We start from the raw sequence: 16,246 nt of genomic DNA on the forward strand, positions 1-16,246 counted from the left end.
GCCGCCAGTTCGACCGCCTCAGCGACGCCGCCCTCCCCGCCATCGACGCGACCGTCATCCCCGTCAAGCACGCGACCCGGGACTCCCTGGGCCTCCTCCAGCACATCCTGTACACCCTTCAGGGAGAACCAGCATGACCGCCCTCACCTGGCAGAAGTCCTCCTTCAGCGGCGACCAGGCCAACTGCCTCCGCCTCGCCGCCCCCACCCCCACCGGCCCCATCCACCTCCAAGAAAGCGACACCCCCGACATCACCCTCACCACCACCCCCACCACCCTCGCCGCCCTCATACGCGCCACCCGCCAGCCCGGCGGCAACCGGCATCACCGGTACAACCATTAGTGCAGCAACCTGCTGCACAATCACCAGCCGAACTTGTCCAACAACCTGTTGGACAATTCCCGGCCGCAGATCCACCCAGTACCCGTCCACGCCGGACTACGCTGACCGGCATCCGCAAGGCAACGGGGGTGTACGGAAGTTGGACCCGGCAGTGCTCGGTGCCAGGCTCACGTCGGGGCTGGTCGGACCGCTGGTGAAGAAGCTGTTCGTGAAGGAGGGCCCGGGCGCGGGACTGGTCGACAAACCCGTACGGCTGTCCGCGCTGGTGTCGTTCCGGGGCGAGAAGCGGAAGCTTTCTGAGAAGGATGTACGACTCCTCGCCTCCCAGCTCGTCCGTGCGGCGGTCTCCTCGCCCGGTGAACGACCGTTCCCCCCGGACGAGGAGACCGCGGTCGCCGACGCGCTCGCCAGCAAACTGCTCGCACTGGGCAATCTCGACATGGACGACATCCAGGCGGTCCGCCTCGGCTACCGCGAACTGGCCCGAAAACTCCACCACCAGGCGCCGACAGCCGCGCACCTCTCCACGGACGCCTCGTACTTCCTCGACACGCTCACCGAGTGGGCGTGCCTGCACGTCATCAACTTCTTCACGCAGAGGTCCACCTTCGTGGCCCGCACGCTGGTGGAGCAGAGCCGGTACCAGGCCGAACTCATCGCCAAGTTGGACGAGTTGGTCACACGCACCCCGCGCCTCGACGCCCGGGACGCGTCCTTCGAGCAGCGCTACCTCGCCTACACCGCCACCCGGCACAGCCACCTGACCATCTACGGCATCGACCTGGTCAACTCCCCCGAGCGCTGGCCCCTCGACGCCGCGTACCTCAGCCTCCAGGCCCTGCGGCCCGAGGAGGACGACGACTCGGCCGGACCGGGCGGCACGCACTTCGCCTCGGCGGCCACCGCCCTGCCCGCCGAACAGGCCCTGGCCGACCACGACCTGGTGATGCTGCGCGGGGTCGCCGGCTCCGGCAAGACCACGCTCGTGCAGTGGCTGGCGGTGACGGCGGCCAGGGGCGAACGCGGCGACCGCGTCCCGTTCGTACTCCCGCTCCGTACGCTGGTCCGCCGCCCGGACGGCCTCCCGGCACCCGACGCGTTCCTCGCCGCCGTACGCGTCCCCTTCCACGCCACGCAGCCGGACGGCTGGCCGGACCGGGTACTGAGCGCACGGCGCGGCCTGCTCCTGGTCGACGGCATCGACGAGATCCCCGAACGCGACCGCGAACGCACCCGCCGCTGGCTGCGCGACCTGCTCGCCGTCTACCCCGGCAACCAGTGGCTGGTGACCTCCCGCCCCTCCGCCGTACGCGAGGGCTGGCTCGCCCCGGACGGGTTCACCGAGCTCGCGCTCTCCCCGATGGGCCGGGACGACGTGGCCGCGTTCATCGCCCGCTGGCACACGGCGGCCCGCCTCGACGCCCCGGACACGGACCGCCTCGACGGCTACGAACGCTCCCTGCTCGACGCCGTCCGGACCAAGCCCGACCTCGGCCGCCTCGCCACCAACCCCCTGATGTGCGGCCTGATCTGCGCCCTCCACCGCGACCGGCGCGGCTATCTCCCGTACGGCAGGCAGGAGTTGTACGAGGCCGCCCTGTCCATGCTGCTGGCACGGCGGGATGAGGAGCGCGACATGTTCGAGGGGATCCAGGACAGGGTCCACCTCACCGAACTCCCCCAGATCCAGCTGCTCCAACGCCTCGCCTACTGGCTCATCCGCAACAACCAGTCCGAGATGGACCGCGACCGCGCCGTCCGCATCGTCTCCGACGCCCTCCCCTCCCTGCCGGCCGCCGCGGCCCAGGGCGACGCCGAGCGAATCCTCCACCACCTGGTGCTGCGCAGCGGCCTCCTGCGCGAACCGACCGCCGGCACCGTGGAGTTCGTCCACCGCACCTTCCAGGACTACCTCGGCGCCAAGGCAGCCGTGGAAGACGGCGACTTCGGGCTGCTGGTGCGCAACGCCGTGGACGAGCAGTGGGCCGACGTCGTACGCATGGCGGTGGCGCACGCCCGGCCGCGCGAACGGGCCGTTCTGCTACGGGACCTGACCGACTCGGCACAACAGCTCGACGGTGCCGCCGGCGCCCGCGTACGGCTCCTCGCGCTGGCCTCTCTTGAACACGCCACCGAGCTCGATCCCCAGGTGCGGGCCGCCGTCGAGCAGAGCGCGGCCTCGCTGATCCCGCCGCGCACCACCGAGGAGGCCCGCGCCCTCGCCTCCGTCGGTCCGCTCGTCCTGGAACTCCTGCCGGGCCCGGGAGAGGGGCTCACCGACGCCGAGGCCCGGGCGGTGGTCGTCACCGCGTCCCTCATCGGCACGGACGCCGCCCTCCCGGTACTCGCCCGTTTCCGCTCCCGCCGGGCGCTGGACGTCCGTGCCCAACTCACCTGGACCTGGCACCGGTTCGACGCACGGAGGTACGCGAAGGAGGTCGTCGCCCATCTGCCGGAGGACGGCCTGTTCTTCTCGGCGCACTCGGGAGAACACCTGCGGATCCTGCGGGAACTGGGCGGCCGATCCCGGCTCCAGATCGCCGGCGACATCGCCGGGTCCGAGCTGAGCGCCGAACTCGTACCCGAGAAGGTGACCGAACTCTTCATCCGTGACAACGACAGTCTCTCCGACCTGACCTGCCTCTCGTCCCTGCGCCGTCTCACGCATCTGGACATCAGCAAGTGCCAGTACGTCGACGATCTCGCCCCGCTGGCCCAGACGCCTCTGGAGTGGCTGTCGTTGGACCTCATGGCGGGGCTGTCGGGCATGCCGGGCGCTCTGCTCACCCTCTCCGGCTCGGCCACCCTGCGCTCGCTCGACATCGGCACGGAGCTGTGGGCCGACGGCCTCCACGACGCCATCCCCGCGGACCTGCCCCTGCACTACCTGCGCTTCACGAAGAACGCACTCGGGTACACAGGACTCCGTGGTCTGCATCGCTTCCGGTCCCTGAAGCAGCTCAGCCTGGCCAACCTCCTCGACATCCTCACCCCGGAGGACTACGAGGAGATCGCCCGGCACCCCGGGCTGGAGGAACTGCGCCTCAACTGGAACGCGGTCGGCTGGGAGGGCCCGCCCCTGCCCCGTATCACCAGCCTGCGTCTCAACAAACACATGGGGAACGAAGACCTCTCCGGCATCCCGGCCCTCTTCCCGAACCTGCGTACGGTCACCGTCGTCCTCGCCCCGGACGTGACCGAGGTCCCGGAGCACGTCCTCCCCCTCTTCCCGGTGCCGCCCACCGTGGTGAAGAGCCACGCCGTGGTGTGACCCGGAAACACCTGTGCCCCGGAAGAAACTGAAGGGGCTGCCCCGGAACCGAAGTCCCGGGGCAGCCCCTTCAAGCGAACCCGAAGGTTACGCGTCCTTGCTCAGGTTGGGACCGGCTCCGCCGGCGGCCTGCTCGATCGGCGGGACGTCCGGCAGCGCCGACTTCTCCTCACCGCGGAAGGTGAAGGTCTTGGACTCGCCCTCGCCCTCCGTGTCGACGACCACGATGTGACCGGGGCGCAGCTCGCCGAAGAGGATCTTCTCCGAGAGGGTGTCCTCGACCTCGCGCTGGATGGTGCGGCGCAGCGGCCGGGCGCCCAGGACGGGGTCGTAGCCCTTCTTGGAGAGGAGCTCCTTGGCGGACTGGGAGAGCTCGATGCCCATGTCCCGGTCCTTCAGGCGCTCGTCCACCTTGCTGATCATCAGGTCGACGATCTTGAGGATGTCCTCCTGGCTGAGCTGCGGGAAGACGACCACGTCGTCGACGCGGTTGAGGAACTCGGGCCGGAAGTGCTGCTTGAGCTCGTCCGAGACCTTGTTCTTCATCCGCTCGTAGTTGGACTTCGTGTCGCCCTGGGCGGCGAAGCCCAGGTTGAAGCCCTTGGAGATGTCCCGGGTGCCGAGGTTGGTCGTCATGATGATGACCGTGTTCTTGAAGTCCACGACCCGGCCCTGGGAGTCGGTCAGGCGACCGTCCTCCAGGATCTGCAGCAGCGAGTTGAAGATGTCCGGGTGGGCCTTCTCGACCTCGTCGAAGAGGACGACGGAGAACGGCTTGCGGCGGACCTTCTCGGTCAGCTGGCCGCCCTCTTCGTAGCCCACGTAACCGGGGGGCGAACCGAAGAGACGCGACACCGTGTGCTTCTCGCTGAACTCCGACATGTCGAGGGAGATCAGCGCGTCCTCGTCACCGAACAGGAACTCGGCGAGCGCCTTGGACAGCTCGGTCTTACCGACACCGGACGGGCCGGCGAAGATGAACGAACCACCGGGACGCTTCGGGTCCTTCAGACCGGCACGCGTACGGCGGATCGCCTTCGACAGCGCCTTGACGGCGTCGACCTGGCCGATGACCCGCTTGTGGAGCTCGTCCTCCATGCGCAGCAGACGCGAGGACTCCTCCTCGGTGAGCTTGAAGACCGGGATGCCCGTGGCGGTGGCCAGCACCTCGGCGATCAGCTCGCCGTCGACCTCGGCGACGACGTCCATGTCGCCGGCCTTCCACTCCTTCTCCCGCTTGGCCTTGGCGGCCAGGAGCTGCTTCTCCTTGTCGCGGAGGGAGGCGGCCTTCTCGAAGTCCTGCGAGTCGATCGCGGACTCCTTGTCGCGGCGGACGCCCGCGATCTTCTCGTCGAACTCGCGGAGGTCCGGCGGCGCGGTCATCCGGCGGATACGCATCCGGGAACCGGCCTCGTCGATCAGGTCGATCGCCTTGTCCGGCAGGAAGCGGTCCGAGATGTACCGGTCGGCCAGGGTGGCGGCCTGGACCAGGGCCTCGTCCGTGATGGAGACGCGGTGGTGCGCCTCGTAACGGTCGCGCAGGCCCTTGAGGATCTCGATCGTGTGCGGCAGGGACGGCTCCGCGACCTGGATGGGCTGGAAGCGGCGCTCCAGGGCCGCGTCCTTCTCCAGGTGCTTGCGGTACTCGTCCAGGGTGGTGGCACCGATGGTCTGCAGCTCACCGCGGGCCAGCATCGGCTTCAGGATGGAGGCCGCGTCGATGGCGCCCTCGGCGGCACCCGCACCGACCAGCGTGTGCAGCTCGTCGATGAACAGGATGATGTCGCCGCGGGTGCGGATCTCCTTGAGCACCTTCTTCAGGCGCTCCTCGAAGTCACCGCGGTAGCGGGAGCCGGCGACCAGGGCGCCGAGGTCCAGGGTGTAGAGGTGCTTGTCCTTGAGGGTCTCGGGCACCTCGCCCTTGACGATGGCCTGGGCGAGTCCCTCGACCACGGCGGTCTTGCCGACGCCGGGCTCACCGATCAGGACCGGGTTGTTCTTCGTACGGCGGGACAGCACCTGCATGACCCGCTCGATCTCCTTCTCGCGCCCGATGACCGGGTCGAGCTTGGATTCGCGGGCGGCCTGGGTGAGGTTCCGGCCGAACTGGTCGAGGACCAGGGACGTGGAGGGCGTGCCCTCGGCAGGACCACCGGCGGCGGCGGTCTCCTTGCCCTGGTAGCCCGACAGCAGCTGGATGACCTGCTGGCGGACACGGTTGAGATCGGCACCCAGCTTGACCAGGACCTGGGCAGCGACGCCCTCGCCCTCGCGGATCAGGCCGAGGAGGATGTGCTCCGTGCCGATGTAGTTGTGGCCCAGCTGAAGGGCCTCGCGGAGCGACAGCTCCAGGACCTTCTTGGCACGAGGGGTGAAGGGGATGTGGCCGGAGGGCGCCTGCTGGCCCTGGCCGATGATCTCCTCCACCTGCTGGCGGACCGCCTCGAGCGAAATCCCGAGGCTCTCCAGGGCCTTAGCGGCGACACCCTCACCCTCGTGGATCAGGCCCAGGAGGATGTGCTCGGTGCCGATGTAGTTGTGGTTGAGCATCCGGGCTTCTTCCTGAGCCAGGACGACAACCCGCCGCGCGCGGTCGGTGAACCTCTCGAACATCGTTAATCGCTCCTCAGAGCGGTCAGGCAGTAAGGGGACGCTCCCCTCTCTGTCCTTCCGCAGCTTAGTCCCGCAAGCGGGGACCGCTCATTCCAACTGCCGACACCGTCCGGATCACCTCCGCTCTCGCGGAGACAGAGTCCCTGCCTCCTGACCCCGAACGCCGACATATGCTCCAACCCGATGGTGCGAGACGATGTTCCCGCTGGCCAGGCAGTTACCCCAGTCGCCAGTACGCCCATGGCGAACGCGAGGCTCCTTCCCCGGCTGTTTCCCTGCGTGTCGCCCCCTCCCACTAGGAATGTCTTACCCGCCCGCACTGACACTCCATGCCGCGCGCCCCGGTTCGCTCCGCTATGGGCGAACAACCTTGCGCCGACCAGCACCCCCCGCGCGCCCCCGATTTCAGCACTCTGCGCACCTGAATCGACACCCAGTGTAACTCCACCGCTCCTCGCGCGGTTACTCCTGACATGACGCCGACGGTCCCCCTCCCCCGACGCCCGCCCGACCGCCGACCCGACCGCCCGTTCGACACAGGCGACGCGAGCCACGCGAGCGCCCCGAACACCCCGAGCGACGCCGTGCGGGACTGGTACGAGAACGGACTCGGCTGGGCGACCGCGCCCGGAACGCCGGTACGGCTGCTCACGGGGCTGCGTTTCGACGTGCTCGACGTCCCGGCCCGGGCGGGCCTCGCGGGACTGCGGCACCTGGAGCCGGCGTCTCCGGTTTTTCTGCACGGAGAGCGGATGCGGCTGCTTCTCGCCGCGGGCAGCGCCGACGAACTGCCGGGCCTGCTGCAGTGGCTGGACTGGGGCACCCTCGCCCTGGACCTCACGGTCGTCGGGGCAGGCGGCCATGTCGAGGCTCCCCCGCCCCCGGCCCGCACCGGGACCCGGGCACCACACCGACCGTCGTCTTCGAAGCGGCCCGGTCCGCGGGGAGCCGCCGTGTGGCTGCGGCCCCCCGAGCCGGGGTGCGAGGTGGAACCTTCGCTGCCGACGCTGTCGGCACTGGGGAGCCTCGGCGGCTCCCCCGATCTCGTACGGCTGGTGGACACGGTGGCGACACACGTCCACCGTCTCCGGCTGCGGCACGCGTGCGCTCAGCCGTTGGCCTTCTCGTAGGCCTCGCGAATGGAGGCGGGAACACGGCCGCGGTCGTTGACCTCGTAACCGTTCTCCTTCGCCCAGGCGCGGATCTGCGCGGTGTCCTGGCTGCCGCCGGAAGCGGCACGCGCCTTTCCACGTCCGCCCGAAGCACGGCCTCCGGTACGACGACCGCCCTTCACGAAGGGATCGAGAGCGCCCCGGAGCTTGTCCGCGTTGGCTGTCGTGAGATCGATCTCGTACGTCTTGCCGTCCAGCGCGAACGTCACGGTCTCGTCCGCCTCGCCGCCGTCGAGGTCGTCGACAAGAAGGACCTGAACCTTCTGTGCCACCGGATTTCCTTTCATCGATAACTTGAGGGCCGAGGGTCTGCGGCGTCCGCCGCTGTTTCACGTCCCCTGTTATATGCAGTACTGCAGTACGTCGGAAAGCAAACCGCTTTTCGGGGAAAAACACAAACCCCTGGGAGAGACCCGGGGCCCCCGGGAAGACCGGAAACATGCGCGTTTCGGACATAGGGAACCTGGGCAAGGTGAGCCGCACCGGAATATGCCTTGTCCGCTCTTGACGGTCCGCGGCGATCACAGATGCAGAAGCATCCGGCTGTTGCCCAAGGTGTTCGGTTTCACTCGTTCGAGACCGAGGAACTCCGCCACGCCCTCGTCATAGGAACGCAGCAGCTCCGCGTAGACATCGGTGTCGACCGGCGTCTCGCCGATCTCCACGAAGCCGTGCTTCGCGAAGAAGTCCACTTCGAAGGTCAGACAGAAAACCCGGCGAACACCCAGCCAGCGGGCGGTCTGCAGCAACTTCTCCAGCAACTGGTGGCCGACGCCCAGCCCCCTGGCCTCGGGGTTCACCGCGAGAGTGCGGACTTCCGCGAGGTCTTCCCACATCACGTGCAGTGCGCCGCAGCCGACGACCTGGGCGTTGTCATCGCGTTCGGCGACCCAGAACTCCTGGATGTCCTCGTAAAGCGTCACCGTCGCTTTGTCGAGCAGGATGCCGCGCTGGACGTAGGCGTCGAGGAGACGGCGGACGTTCGGGACATCGCTGGTCCGGGCCCGCCGGACGGTGAGGGCTTTTGCGGTGACTTCGGGACGCTCTGCTGGCATGAGCGGACGCTATCGCCCGGTGCCGCCCCCACCCGAGCCGGGGTTCTCGCCGGGCCGATCCGGGGCGGCGCGCGTTTCGTCCTCCGTTTCGGCGCCCGTTTCGGCCGGAGCTTCCGCCGGAGCTTCCTCCGGGGCCGCGACTGGCCTTTCGGCGAGCTCGGGTCCTTGCGCGATGCGTACGGCGTCCCGCAGCGCCTGTCGCTGTTCCTCGCTCATCATGCCGAAGAAGGCGACGAGCGCCGCGGCGGGGTTGTCACTCTGCGACCAGGCCTCGTTCATCAGGGCCGCCGCGTAGGCCGCCCGCGTGGAGACCGCCTCATATCGATAGGCCCGGCCTTCCGCCTCACGGCGCACCCAGCCCTTCTGATGGAGATTGTCCAAAACGGTCATCACCGTGGTGTATGCGATGGACCGTTCCTGTTGCAGGTCTTCGAGGACTTCCCGAACGGTCACCGGGCGGTTCCACTTCCACACCCGCGTCATGACCGCGTCTTCGAGTTCTCCCAATGGGCGAGGCACAACTCACCACCATAAGGGCAGAACAAGAGCAAAAAGGGCGTACGACTCGAAAAGCACATGAGTCGTACGCCGATGGGGGCGCCGCGACGGCCGGGTGAGGCCCCGTCAGCCCCCTGCCGGTCGCCCGTCAGTCGTCGGCGGCGTCCTTGGCGGTGGCCTGGCGGGCGTTCTCCACGCGCGCGAGGGCCGCGTCGACGACCGCGTCCTCCTTGGCCTTGTTGGCGCCGCCCTGGGTCTTCACGATCGTCACGACCAGAGCGCCGAAGAACACGGCCATCACGACGGGGGGCAGGAGCGCGGAGACGTAGTCCATGCGTTCCAGGGTAGCCAGGGCCCCTCAAGTGGGCCCCGGCGGGTTCCAGGCCGGTGGGGTCCTGGAGCGGTGGAGTTCTGGACCGGAGGGGTTCTGGAGCAGTGAGGTTCTGGACCGGAGGGGGTTCTGGACCGGAGGGGTTCTAGACCGCGGCGACGAGTTGCTGCTGCGGAGGCTTCGCGGGCGGGGCGGCGGGCTTGCGCTTGGGCGGGAAGACCTCGCCCGGGGTGGGGATGGGCCGGCGCGCGGGTTCCGGGGCGTCGGGGCGGCGCACGGGGCCGGGCTTGTCGGCGGGCTGTGCGGGCTTCTCGGCGGGCCGCTCGGCGGGCTTCCCTGTGGCATCGGACAGGCCGCCGGGGAGGGCCGTGAGCCGCCGCGTACGGGCGGCCGGAACGGTCGTCGTCACGCAGCGGTCGAGGAGGCCGGCCGCGGTGGGGTTGCCGCGCAGGGCGCGCAGCGCGGCGAGGTCGTCCGGGACGGGCCTGTACCCGGCGCCCAGGACCTCCTCCAGCAGCGCGAGGTAGCCCGTGGCCGTCCCCGGGAGCGCGGCCCGGTACCGGGCGAGGTCGGCCACCAGGAAGGCCCTCAGCCGGGCCCCCTCGCACACCGCCTCGTCGACGGCCTCGGCGAGCCGCAGACAGTCCTGGACGTCCTCCGCCGAAGCGGGACTGGGGTTCAGGGCAAGAGCGAGCGCACGGCGGAGCACACACAGCTCCTCCGAGCCGAACGCCATGCCGCCGCGAGATCCGTAGGGCGTGGGCATGCCCCGACGATACGCGAGATACGCGCTAATCAGACAAAACCGACGCGAGTACGGCCGGGTGGCGCGACGGAGCCACCCGGCTGGCCCTGACGGAGCCGTCCGTCGAGGGCGGGTGGGTGGTTCATCGGCCTTGCGGCCTCGTCCTCAAAGACCGGACAGGCTGATGGGTGCGGCCTGGCTGGAGCCGCACCCGTAAGGGGCGCGGGGCTGTATCGATATGCGGCTCCGCCGCGTGGGCGCGACCAGCCACACCCAACCCGCAGCCCCCCACAAACCCCGCCACCCACCCCCTGCCGGCTGAGAGGGTCGAAGGGCCGGCAGCCCCTGGAGGATGGGACGGGTGGACGGGTAGGGGCGGCGGGGGCGGGAAACGGCTCAGAGGCGCGACACGTTCCGCTCGTACACCAGCCGCAGGCCGATCAGCGTCAGCCACGGCTCGTGCTCATCTATCACCGACGACTCACCCAGGACCATCGGCGCCAAGCCCCCCGTGGCGATGACGGTGACCTCGTCGGGGTCGTCGGCGAGCTCACGGGCCATACGCGTCACCACACCGTCGACCTGCCCGGCGAAGCCGTAGACGATGCCGGCCTGCATGGCCTCGACCGTGTTCTTGCCGATCACTGCCCGCGGACGGGCCAGCTCGATCTTCCGGAGCTGGGCGCCACGCACACCGAGCGCCTCGACGGAGATCTCGATCCCGGGCGCGATCACCCCACCCGCGTACTCCCCGCGCGCGGACACCGCGTCGAACGTCGTCGCCGTACCGAAGTCGACGACGATCGCCGGCCCCCCGTACAGCTCCACCGCCGCCACCGCGTTGATGATGCGGTCGGCGCCCACCTCCTTGGGGTTGTCCATGAGGATCGGGACGCCGGTCTTGATGCCGGGCTCGACCAGCACCGCGGGTACGTCGCCGTAGTACCGCCGCGTCACCTCGCGCAGCTCGTGCAGCACGGACGGCACGGTCGAGCAGATCGCGATGCCGTCGATGCCGTCACCGAGTTCGTCGCCGAGCAACGGGTGCATGCCCATGAGGCCCTGCAGAAGCACCGCCAGTTCGTCGGCCGTGCGGCGCGCGTCCGTCGAGATCCGCCAGTGCTCGACGATGTCCTCGCCGTCGAACAGGCCGAGCACCGTGTGCGTGTTTCCTACGTCGATCGTCAGCAGCATGGCCGGTCCCCGTTCCCCTACTCCGCCGCTCGCAGATCCAGACCGATGTCCAGGATCGGCGAGGAGTGGGTCAGGGCTCCCACGGCGAGGTAGTCCACGCCCGTGTCCGCGTAGGCCTTCGCGTTCCCCAGCGTCAGGCGGCCGGAGGCCTCCAGCGTGGCGCGCCCGTCGACGATCGCCACCGCCTCCTCGCACTCGCCGGGCGTGAAGTTGTCCAGCAGGATCAGGTCGGCGCCGGCGTCGACGACCTCGCGCAGCTGGTGGAGGGTGTCGACCTCGACCTCGATGGGCACCTCGGGGAACATCTCGCGTACGGCCTCGAAGGCCGGCGCGACGCCGCCCGCGGCGACCACGTGGTTGTCCTTCACCAGGGCGGCGTCGGACAGCGACATGCGGTGGTTCCGGCCGCCGCCGCAGCGCACCGCGAACTTCTCCAGCGACCTCAGCCCCGGGGTCGTCTTCCGGGTGTCGCGTACGCGGGCCTTCGTGCCCTCCAGCGCGTCCGCCCACGCGCGCGTGGCCGTCGCGATGCCGGAGAGGCGGCACAGGATGTTCAGGGCGCTGCGCTCGGCGGTCAGGAGGTCGCGGGTGCGGGTGGTGATCGACAGGAGCTTCTGGCCCTCCTCCACCCGGTCGCCGTCGTCCACGTGACGCTCGACCTGGAACTCGTCCTGGCAGACGACCGAGATGACCGCCTCGGCGATCCTGAGGCCCGCCACGACGCCCGCCTCGCGCGCGGTGAAGTCGCCGGTGGCGACGGCCTCCTCGGGGATGGTCGCGACGGTCGTCACGTCGACGCCGTGGTCGAGGTCCTCCTGGATGGCGACGTTGGCGAGGTCCTCGACCTCCAGGGGGTCGAGCCCGGCTTCGGCGAGGAGCTGGGCGAGGGCGGGGTCGAGCCCGCACTCCATGTACTCGTCCATCTCGACGTCGGTTTCGCCCGCGCCACAGGCGCAGCCGTCGCCGCAGCCGTCGCTCTGGGCGAGGGAAAGGTCGGGGGTGTTCACTTCTGTCACTGCTCCTGGGGGATGGGCACCGGCTGGTGCTGCCGGGTCGGGGGGAAGTCTGCGGTGTCCGTGGTGTTCACCGCCAGCGTCCGGTCCGGATTGAGCCGTACGACGATGTGGCGGCGCCAGTCGGTTTCGTCGCGCTCGGCGTGGTCCTCGCGCCAGTGGCAGCCGCGGGTCTCCTCGCGCAGCCGGGCGGCGGCGACCAGGACGCGGGCGACGCACAGGAGGTTGGTGGTCTCCCAGGTGTCGACGCCGGGCTCGGCGGTCTTGCCGTTCTCGGCGAGGGCGTCGCGCGCGTCGGTGTGCAGTCGGTCGAGGGCCGCGGCCGCGCCTGCCAGGGACGCGGCCGAGCGCAGGACACCCGCTCCGTCCGTCATGATCCGCTGGATCGCGAACCGTGACTCCGGGGCGAGCAGCGGGTGCTCGGGCGTCTCCGGGTACGGCATCGGCCGCGGCACGCGCGCGTGGAGGCCGTTTTCCGCGTGGCTCGCGGCGATGTCGGCGGCGATGCGCTCGGCGTAGACGAGGCCCTCCAGGAGGGAGTTCGAGGCGAGCCGGTTGGCGCCGTGGACTCCGGTGCAGGCGACCTCGCCGCACGCGTACAGGCCGGGGACCGTCGTACGGCCGTGGGAGTCGGTGCGGACGCCGCCGGAGGCGTAGTGGGCGGCCGGGGCCACGGGTACGGGCTCGGCGACCGGGTCGATGCCGTGGGCGCGGCAGGCGGCGAGGATCGTCGGGAAGCGGTGCTCCCACATGTGGGCGCCGAAGTGCCGGGCGTCCAGGTACATGTGTTCGGCGCCCTGTTCCTGCATACGGCGCATGATGCCCTTGGCGACGATGTCCCGGGGTGCCAGTTCGGCCAGTTCGTGCTGCCCGGCCATGAAGCGCACCCCGTCGGCGTCGACCAGGTGGGCGCCCTCGCCGCGTACCGCCTCGGAGACCAGTGGCTGCTGGCCCTCGGCGTCCGGGCCGAGAAAGAGCACGGTCGGGTGGAACTGCACGAATTCGAGGTCGGAGACCTCCGCGCCGGCGCGCAGGGCGAGCGCCACGCCGTCGCCCGTCGACACGGACGGGTTGGTGGTCGCCGAGAAGACCTGGCCCATGCCGCCGGTCGCGAGGACCACGGCGGGCGCGTGCACGGCTCCCACACCGTCGTGCTGGCCCTCGCCCATGACGTGCAGGGTGACGCCCGCGGTACCGCCGTCGGCATCGGTCAGCAGGTCCAGGACGAGCGCGTTCTCGACCGTACGCATTCCCGCCCGCCGCCCGCCACCACCCTTGGCCGAGAGCGCTTCGCGCTCGCCCCTCCCGACTGCGCGTACGGCCTCGACGAGTGCCCGGGAGATCTCGGCCCCGGTGGCGTCGCCGCCCGCGTGGGCGATGCGGCGCCGGTGGTGGCCGCCCTCGCGGGTGAGCTCCAGGCCGCCGTCGGACGACGCGTCGAACTGCGCCCCCGTCTCGATCAGACGCAGTACCGCGTCCGGCCCCTCGGTGACGAGGAGCCGGACGGCCTCCTCGTCACACAGGCCCGCGCCCGCCACCAGCGTGTCGTCGAGGTGCTGTTCGGGGGTGTCGCCCTCGCCGAGGGCCGCGGCTATGCCGCCCTGGGCCCAGCGGGTGGAGCCGTCGTCGAGGCGGGCCTTGGTGACGACGACGGTCCGCAGGCCGGCCGCCTCGCAGCGCAGGGCGGCGGTGAGGCCGGCGACTCCGGAGCCGACGACCACGACGTCCGCGGTGATGGCCCATCCGGGAGCTGGGGCGTGCAGTCGTATGCCTGTGCTGGTCACGAGGCGGCTCCGAAGGTGAGAGGTAGGTTGTCGATCAGCCGGGTGGTCCCGACCCGGGCGGCGACGGCGAGGACGGCTTCTCCGGTGAAGTCGTCCGGGATCTCGGTGAAGTCGGACGGGTCGACGAGGGCGAGGTAGTCCAGGGCGAGCGGCGGCTGGAGGCGGGCGGCCTCGTCGAGGACCAGGCGGGCCGCGGCCCGGACGGAGGCGGGGCCGGAGAGGGACGACACCGCGTCCGGGGCGGCCTTGGCGACCGCGTGCGCGTCGGCCGCCGCGCGGGACTCGCCGAGGGCGCTGAGGGCCTCGGCACGCGCGCGCGTGGCGGGCACTTCGCGGGCCCGCGCGCGCAGCGCCTCCTGGGCGGCGTGCCGGTCACTGCCCGCGAACAGGGCCCGGGACAGCGCCAGGGCCGTACGTCGCTCCTCGACGGACAGATACCGGTTGCGGCTGGACAACGCCAGGCCGTCGTCCTCGCGGACGGTCGGTACGGCGACGATCTCCACGCCGAAGTTCAGGTCGCGCACCATACGGCGGATCAGGGCGAGCTGCTGGGCGTCCTTCTGCCCGTACAGGGCCACGTCGGGGCGGGTGAGGTGCAGCAGCCTGGCGACGACGGTGAGCATGCCGTCGAAGTGCCCGGGCCGCGAGCCGCCCTCCCAGCGCTCCCCCATGGGGCCCGCGCTGATGCGCACCTGGGGCTCGCCGCCGGGGTAGACCTCGTCCACGGACGGGGCGAACACGACGTCCGCGCCCGCCTGTTCGGCGATCTTGACGTCGGCGTCGAGGGTGCGGGGATAGCGGTCGAGGTCCTCGCCCTCGCCGAACTGCAGGGGGTTCACGAAGACGGTGACGACGACCTCGCCCTCGGGGCCCGCGATCTCGCGCGCGCTGCGGATGAGCGTGGCGTGGCCCTCGTGCAGGGCGCCCATGGTCATCACGACGGCCCGGCGGCCCACGCGCGCGCGTGCGTGCAGCTCGTCGGCGGTGCGGACCAGGGCTGTGGTCATCGGGCGCCTCCGTTCACACATACGCACGCACATACGTACGCGGTCATCGGGCGTCCCCTTCGGGACCGTCGGGGCCTTCGGGACCGTCGGGACCGGTGGAGCCGTTGGGGCCAGTGGAGCCGATGGGACCGGTGGGACCGGTGGCGCCGTTGGAAAGCACCCCGAGGAGGTCCTCCGCGAGCTCGGGCTTGAGCATCCCGCGGGCGAGCGCGCGGTCGGCGGTCGCGCGGGCCATCGCCAGGTACCCGGCGACGGTCTGCGGGGCGTGCGCGCGCAGCTCGGTGACGTGTGCGGCGACCGTGCCCGCGTCCCCGCGCGCGACCGGGCCGGTGAGGGCCGCGTCGCCCGACCTGAGGGCGTTGTCCAGGGCGGCGCCCAGCAGCGGGCCGAGCATCCGGTCGGGGGCCTCGACACCGGCGGCGCGCAGCAGTTCCATGGACTGGGCGACCAGCGTGACCAGGTGGTTGGCGCCCAGTGCGAGCGCCGCGTGGTACAGCGGCCGGCTCTCCTCGGCGATCCACTCGGGCTCGCCGCCCATCTCGATCACCAGCGCCTCGGCGGCCAGCCGCAGCTCCTCCGGCGCGGTGACCCCGAAGGAGCACCCGGCGAGCCGCTGCACGTCCACCGGGGTGCCCGTGAACGTCATCGCGGGGTGCAGCGCCAGCGGCAGCCCCCCGGCCCGCAGCGCGGGGTCCAGCACCTTCGCGCCGTACCGCCCGGAGGTGTGCACGAGCAGTTGCCCGGGCCGTACGGCGCCGGTCCCGGCGAGGCCCTCCACGAGCCCCGGCAGCGCGTCGTCCGGCACGGTCAGCAGCACCAGGTCGGCCCGCTCCATGACGTCGTCCGGGGACACCAGCGGCACGCCGGGCAGCAGCTCCGCGGCCCGCCGCTTGGACGCGTCGGACACCCCGGACACGGCCACCGGGCGGTGCCCGGCCAGCTGCAAGGACGCGGCCAGCGCGGGACCGACCCGGCCGGCGCCGACGACGCCGACCGTGAGCCGCGCGGGGCGGTCTCTCGGGTCTGGGGGGGCTGGTTGCTGGAATGTACTCACTCGCTGGTGGCCTTCCCGTTCCAGTCCGCTCGGGGTACCGGACGATTTCTCGTCATGTTAACGCGATCGGTTCGAGCGCCGTTCGGTTGTCCACAGGCTGTGGGTTTCCGGGGCGCGCGGAGGGCGGAAATGAGGTGCCTGGTGGGTACGGCGCGCGGGATGATCC

At 70.8% G+C, this 16,246-nt stretch carries 14 protein-coding genes; 3 read left to right on the forward strand and 11 right to left on the reverse strand.

Translation table 11 applies throughout. The features are described from left to right. Positions 1–133: 133 nt before the first annotated feature. A complete protein-coding gene (locus ACWD3C_RS24475; RefSeq protein WP_451147302.1) occupies positions 134–343 on the forward strand; it encodes a DUF397 domain-containing protein in 210 nt (69 codons plus the stop codon). Between the two features lie 139 nt (positions 344–482). Next, positions 483–3,614 carry an NACHT domain-containing protein gene (locus ACWD3C_RS24480; protein WP_451147304.1) on the forward strand — a complete coding sequence of 1,044 codons (3,132 nt, stop codon included), beginning with the start codon at positions 483–485 and terminating at the stop codon, positions 3,612–3,614. An 87-nt stretch (positions 3,615–3,701) separates the two neighbouring features. Here the strand turns inward: ACWD3C_RS24480 and ACWD3C_RS24485 are convergent, their stop codons facing one another. Continuing rightward, the gene (locus ACWD3C_RS24485; RefSeq protein ID WP_451147306.1) at positions 3,702–6,227 is read right to left on the reverse strand and encodes an ATP-dependent Clp protease ATP-binding subunit; all 2,526 of its coding nucleotides are present in this window, start codon (positions 6,225–6,227) and stop codon (positions 3,702–3,704) included. A 473-nt stretch (positions 6,228–6,700) separates the two neighbouring features. Between ACWD3C_RS24485 and ACWD3C_RS24490 the strand changes: the two genes are divergently transcribed. Beyond that, positions 6,701–7,357 (forward strand): SCO3374 family protein, encoded by a 657-nt coding sequence (locus ACWD3C_RS24490; RefSeq protein ID WP_451147308.1) that lies wholly within the window; start codon positions 6,701–6,703, stop codon positions 7,355–7,357. Here ACWD3C_RS24490 and ACWD3C_RS24495 read toward each other — a convergent pair. The 10 genes from ACWD3C_RS24495 to ACWD3C_RS24540 form a co-directional block, all read right to left on the reverse strand. Further along, on the reverse strand, positions 7,336–7,671 hold the full coding sequence (locus tag ACWD3C_RS24495; RefSeq protein ID WP_451147310.1) for a histone-like nucleoid-structuring protein Lsr2: 336 nt from the start codon (positions 7,669–7,671) through the stop codon (positions 7,336–7,338). The genes ACWD3C_RS24490 and ACWD3C_RS24495 overlap by 22 nt on opposite strands. A 249-nt stretch (positions 7,672–7,920) precedes the next feature. Next, positions 7,921–8,454: an amino-acid N-acetyltransferase gene (locus ACWD3C_RS24500; RefSeq protein WP_451147312.1), complete on the reverse strand. Its 534-nt coding sequence runs from the start codon at positions 8,452–8,454 to the stop codon at positions 7,921–7,923. A 9-nt stretch (positions 8,455–8,463) separates the two neighbouring features. After that, entirely contained in the window at positions 8,464–8,937 is a 474-nt protein-coding gene (locus ACWD3C_RS24505; protein ID WP_451147473.1) for a BlaI/MecI/CopY family transcriptional regulator, read from the reverse strand. A gap of 163 nt (positions 8,938–9,100) precedes the next feature. Continuing rightward, positions 9,101–9,286, reverse strand: coding sequence for a hypothetical protein (locus tag ACWD3C_RS24510; protein ID WP_451147314.1), 186 nt, complete (start codon positions 9,284–9,286; stop codon positions 9,101–9,103). Positions 9,287–9,428: 142 nt separating this feature from the next. Next, positions 9,429–10,049: a hypothetical protein gene (locus ACWD3C_RS24515; RefSeq protein ID WP_451147316.1), complete on the reverse strand. Its 621-nt coding sequence runs from the start codon at positions 10,047–10,049 to the stop codon at positions 9,429–9,431. Positions 10,050–10,424: 375 nt separating this feature from the next. Next, positions 10,425–11,222: a type III pantothenate kinase gene (locus tag ACWD3C_RS24520; RefSeq protein WP_451147318.1), complete on the reverse strand. Its 798-nt coding sequence runs from the start codon at positions 11,220–11,222 to the stop codon at positions 10,425–10,427. 17 nt (positions 11,223–11,239) lie between these two features. Next, a complete protein-coding gene (gene nadC / locus ACWD3C_RS24525; RefSeq protein WP_451147320.1) occupies positions 11,240–12,229 on the reverse strand; it encodes a carboxylating nicotinate-nucleotide diphosphorylase in 990 nt (329 codons plus the stop codon). A 5-nt stretch (positions 12,230–12,234) separates the two neighbouring features. After that, positions 12,235–14,019 carry an L-aspartate oxidase gene (locus ACWD3C_RS24530; RefSeq protein ID WP_451147322.1) on the reverse strand — a complete coding sequence of 595 codons (1,785 nt, stop codon included), beginning with the start codon at positions 14,017–14,019 and terminating at the stop codon, positions 12,235–12,237. Then, positions 14,016–15,026 carry a pantoate--beta-alanine ligase gene (gene panC / locus ACWD3C_RS24535; protein WP_451147324.1) on the reverse strand — a complete coding sequence of 337 codons (1,011 nt, stop codon included), beginning with the start codon at positions 15,024–15,026 and terminating at the stop codon, positions 14,016–14,018. The genes ACWD3C_RS24530 and panC overlap by 4 nt, the downstream gene beginning before the upstream one ends. A 43-nt stretch (positions 15,027–15,069) precedes the next feature. Then, complete coding sequence (locus tag ACWD3C_RS24540; RefSeq protein WP_451147326.1) at positions 15,070–16,080, reverse strand: DUF2520 domain-containing protein; 1,011 nt, start codon at positions 16,078–16,080, stop codon at positions 15,070–15,072. Positions 16,081–16,246: the final 166 nt, after the last annotated feature.

The organism is Streptomyces sp. NPDC002845, assembly GCF_053591955.1.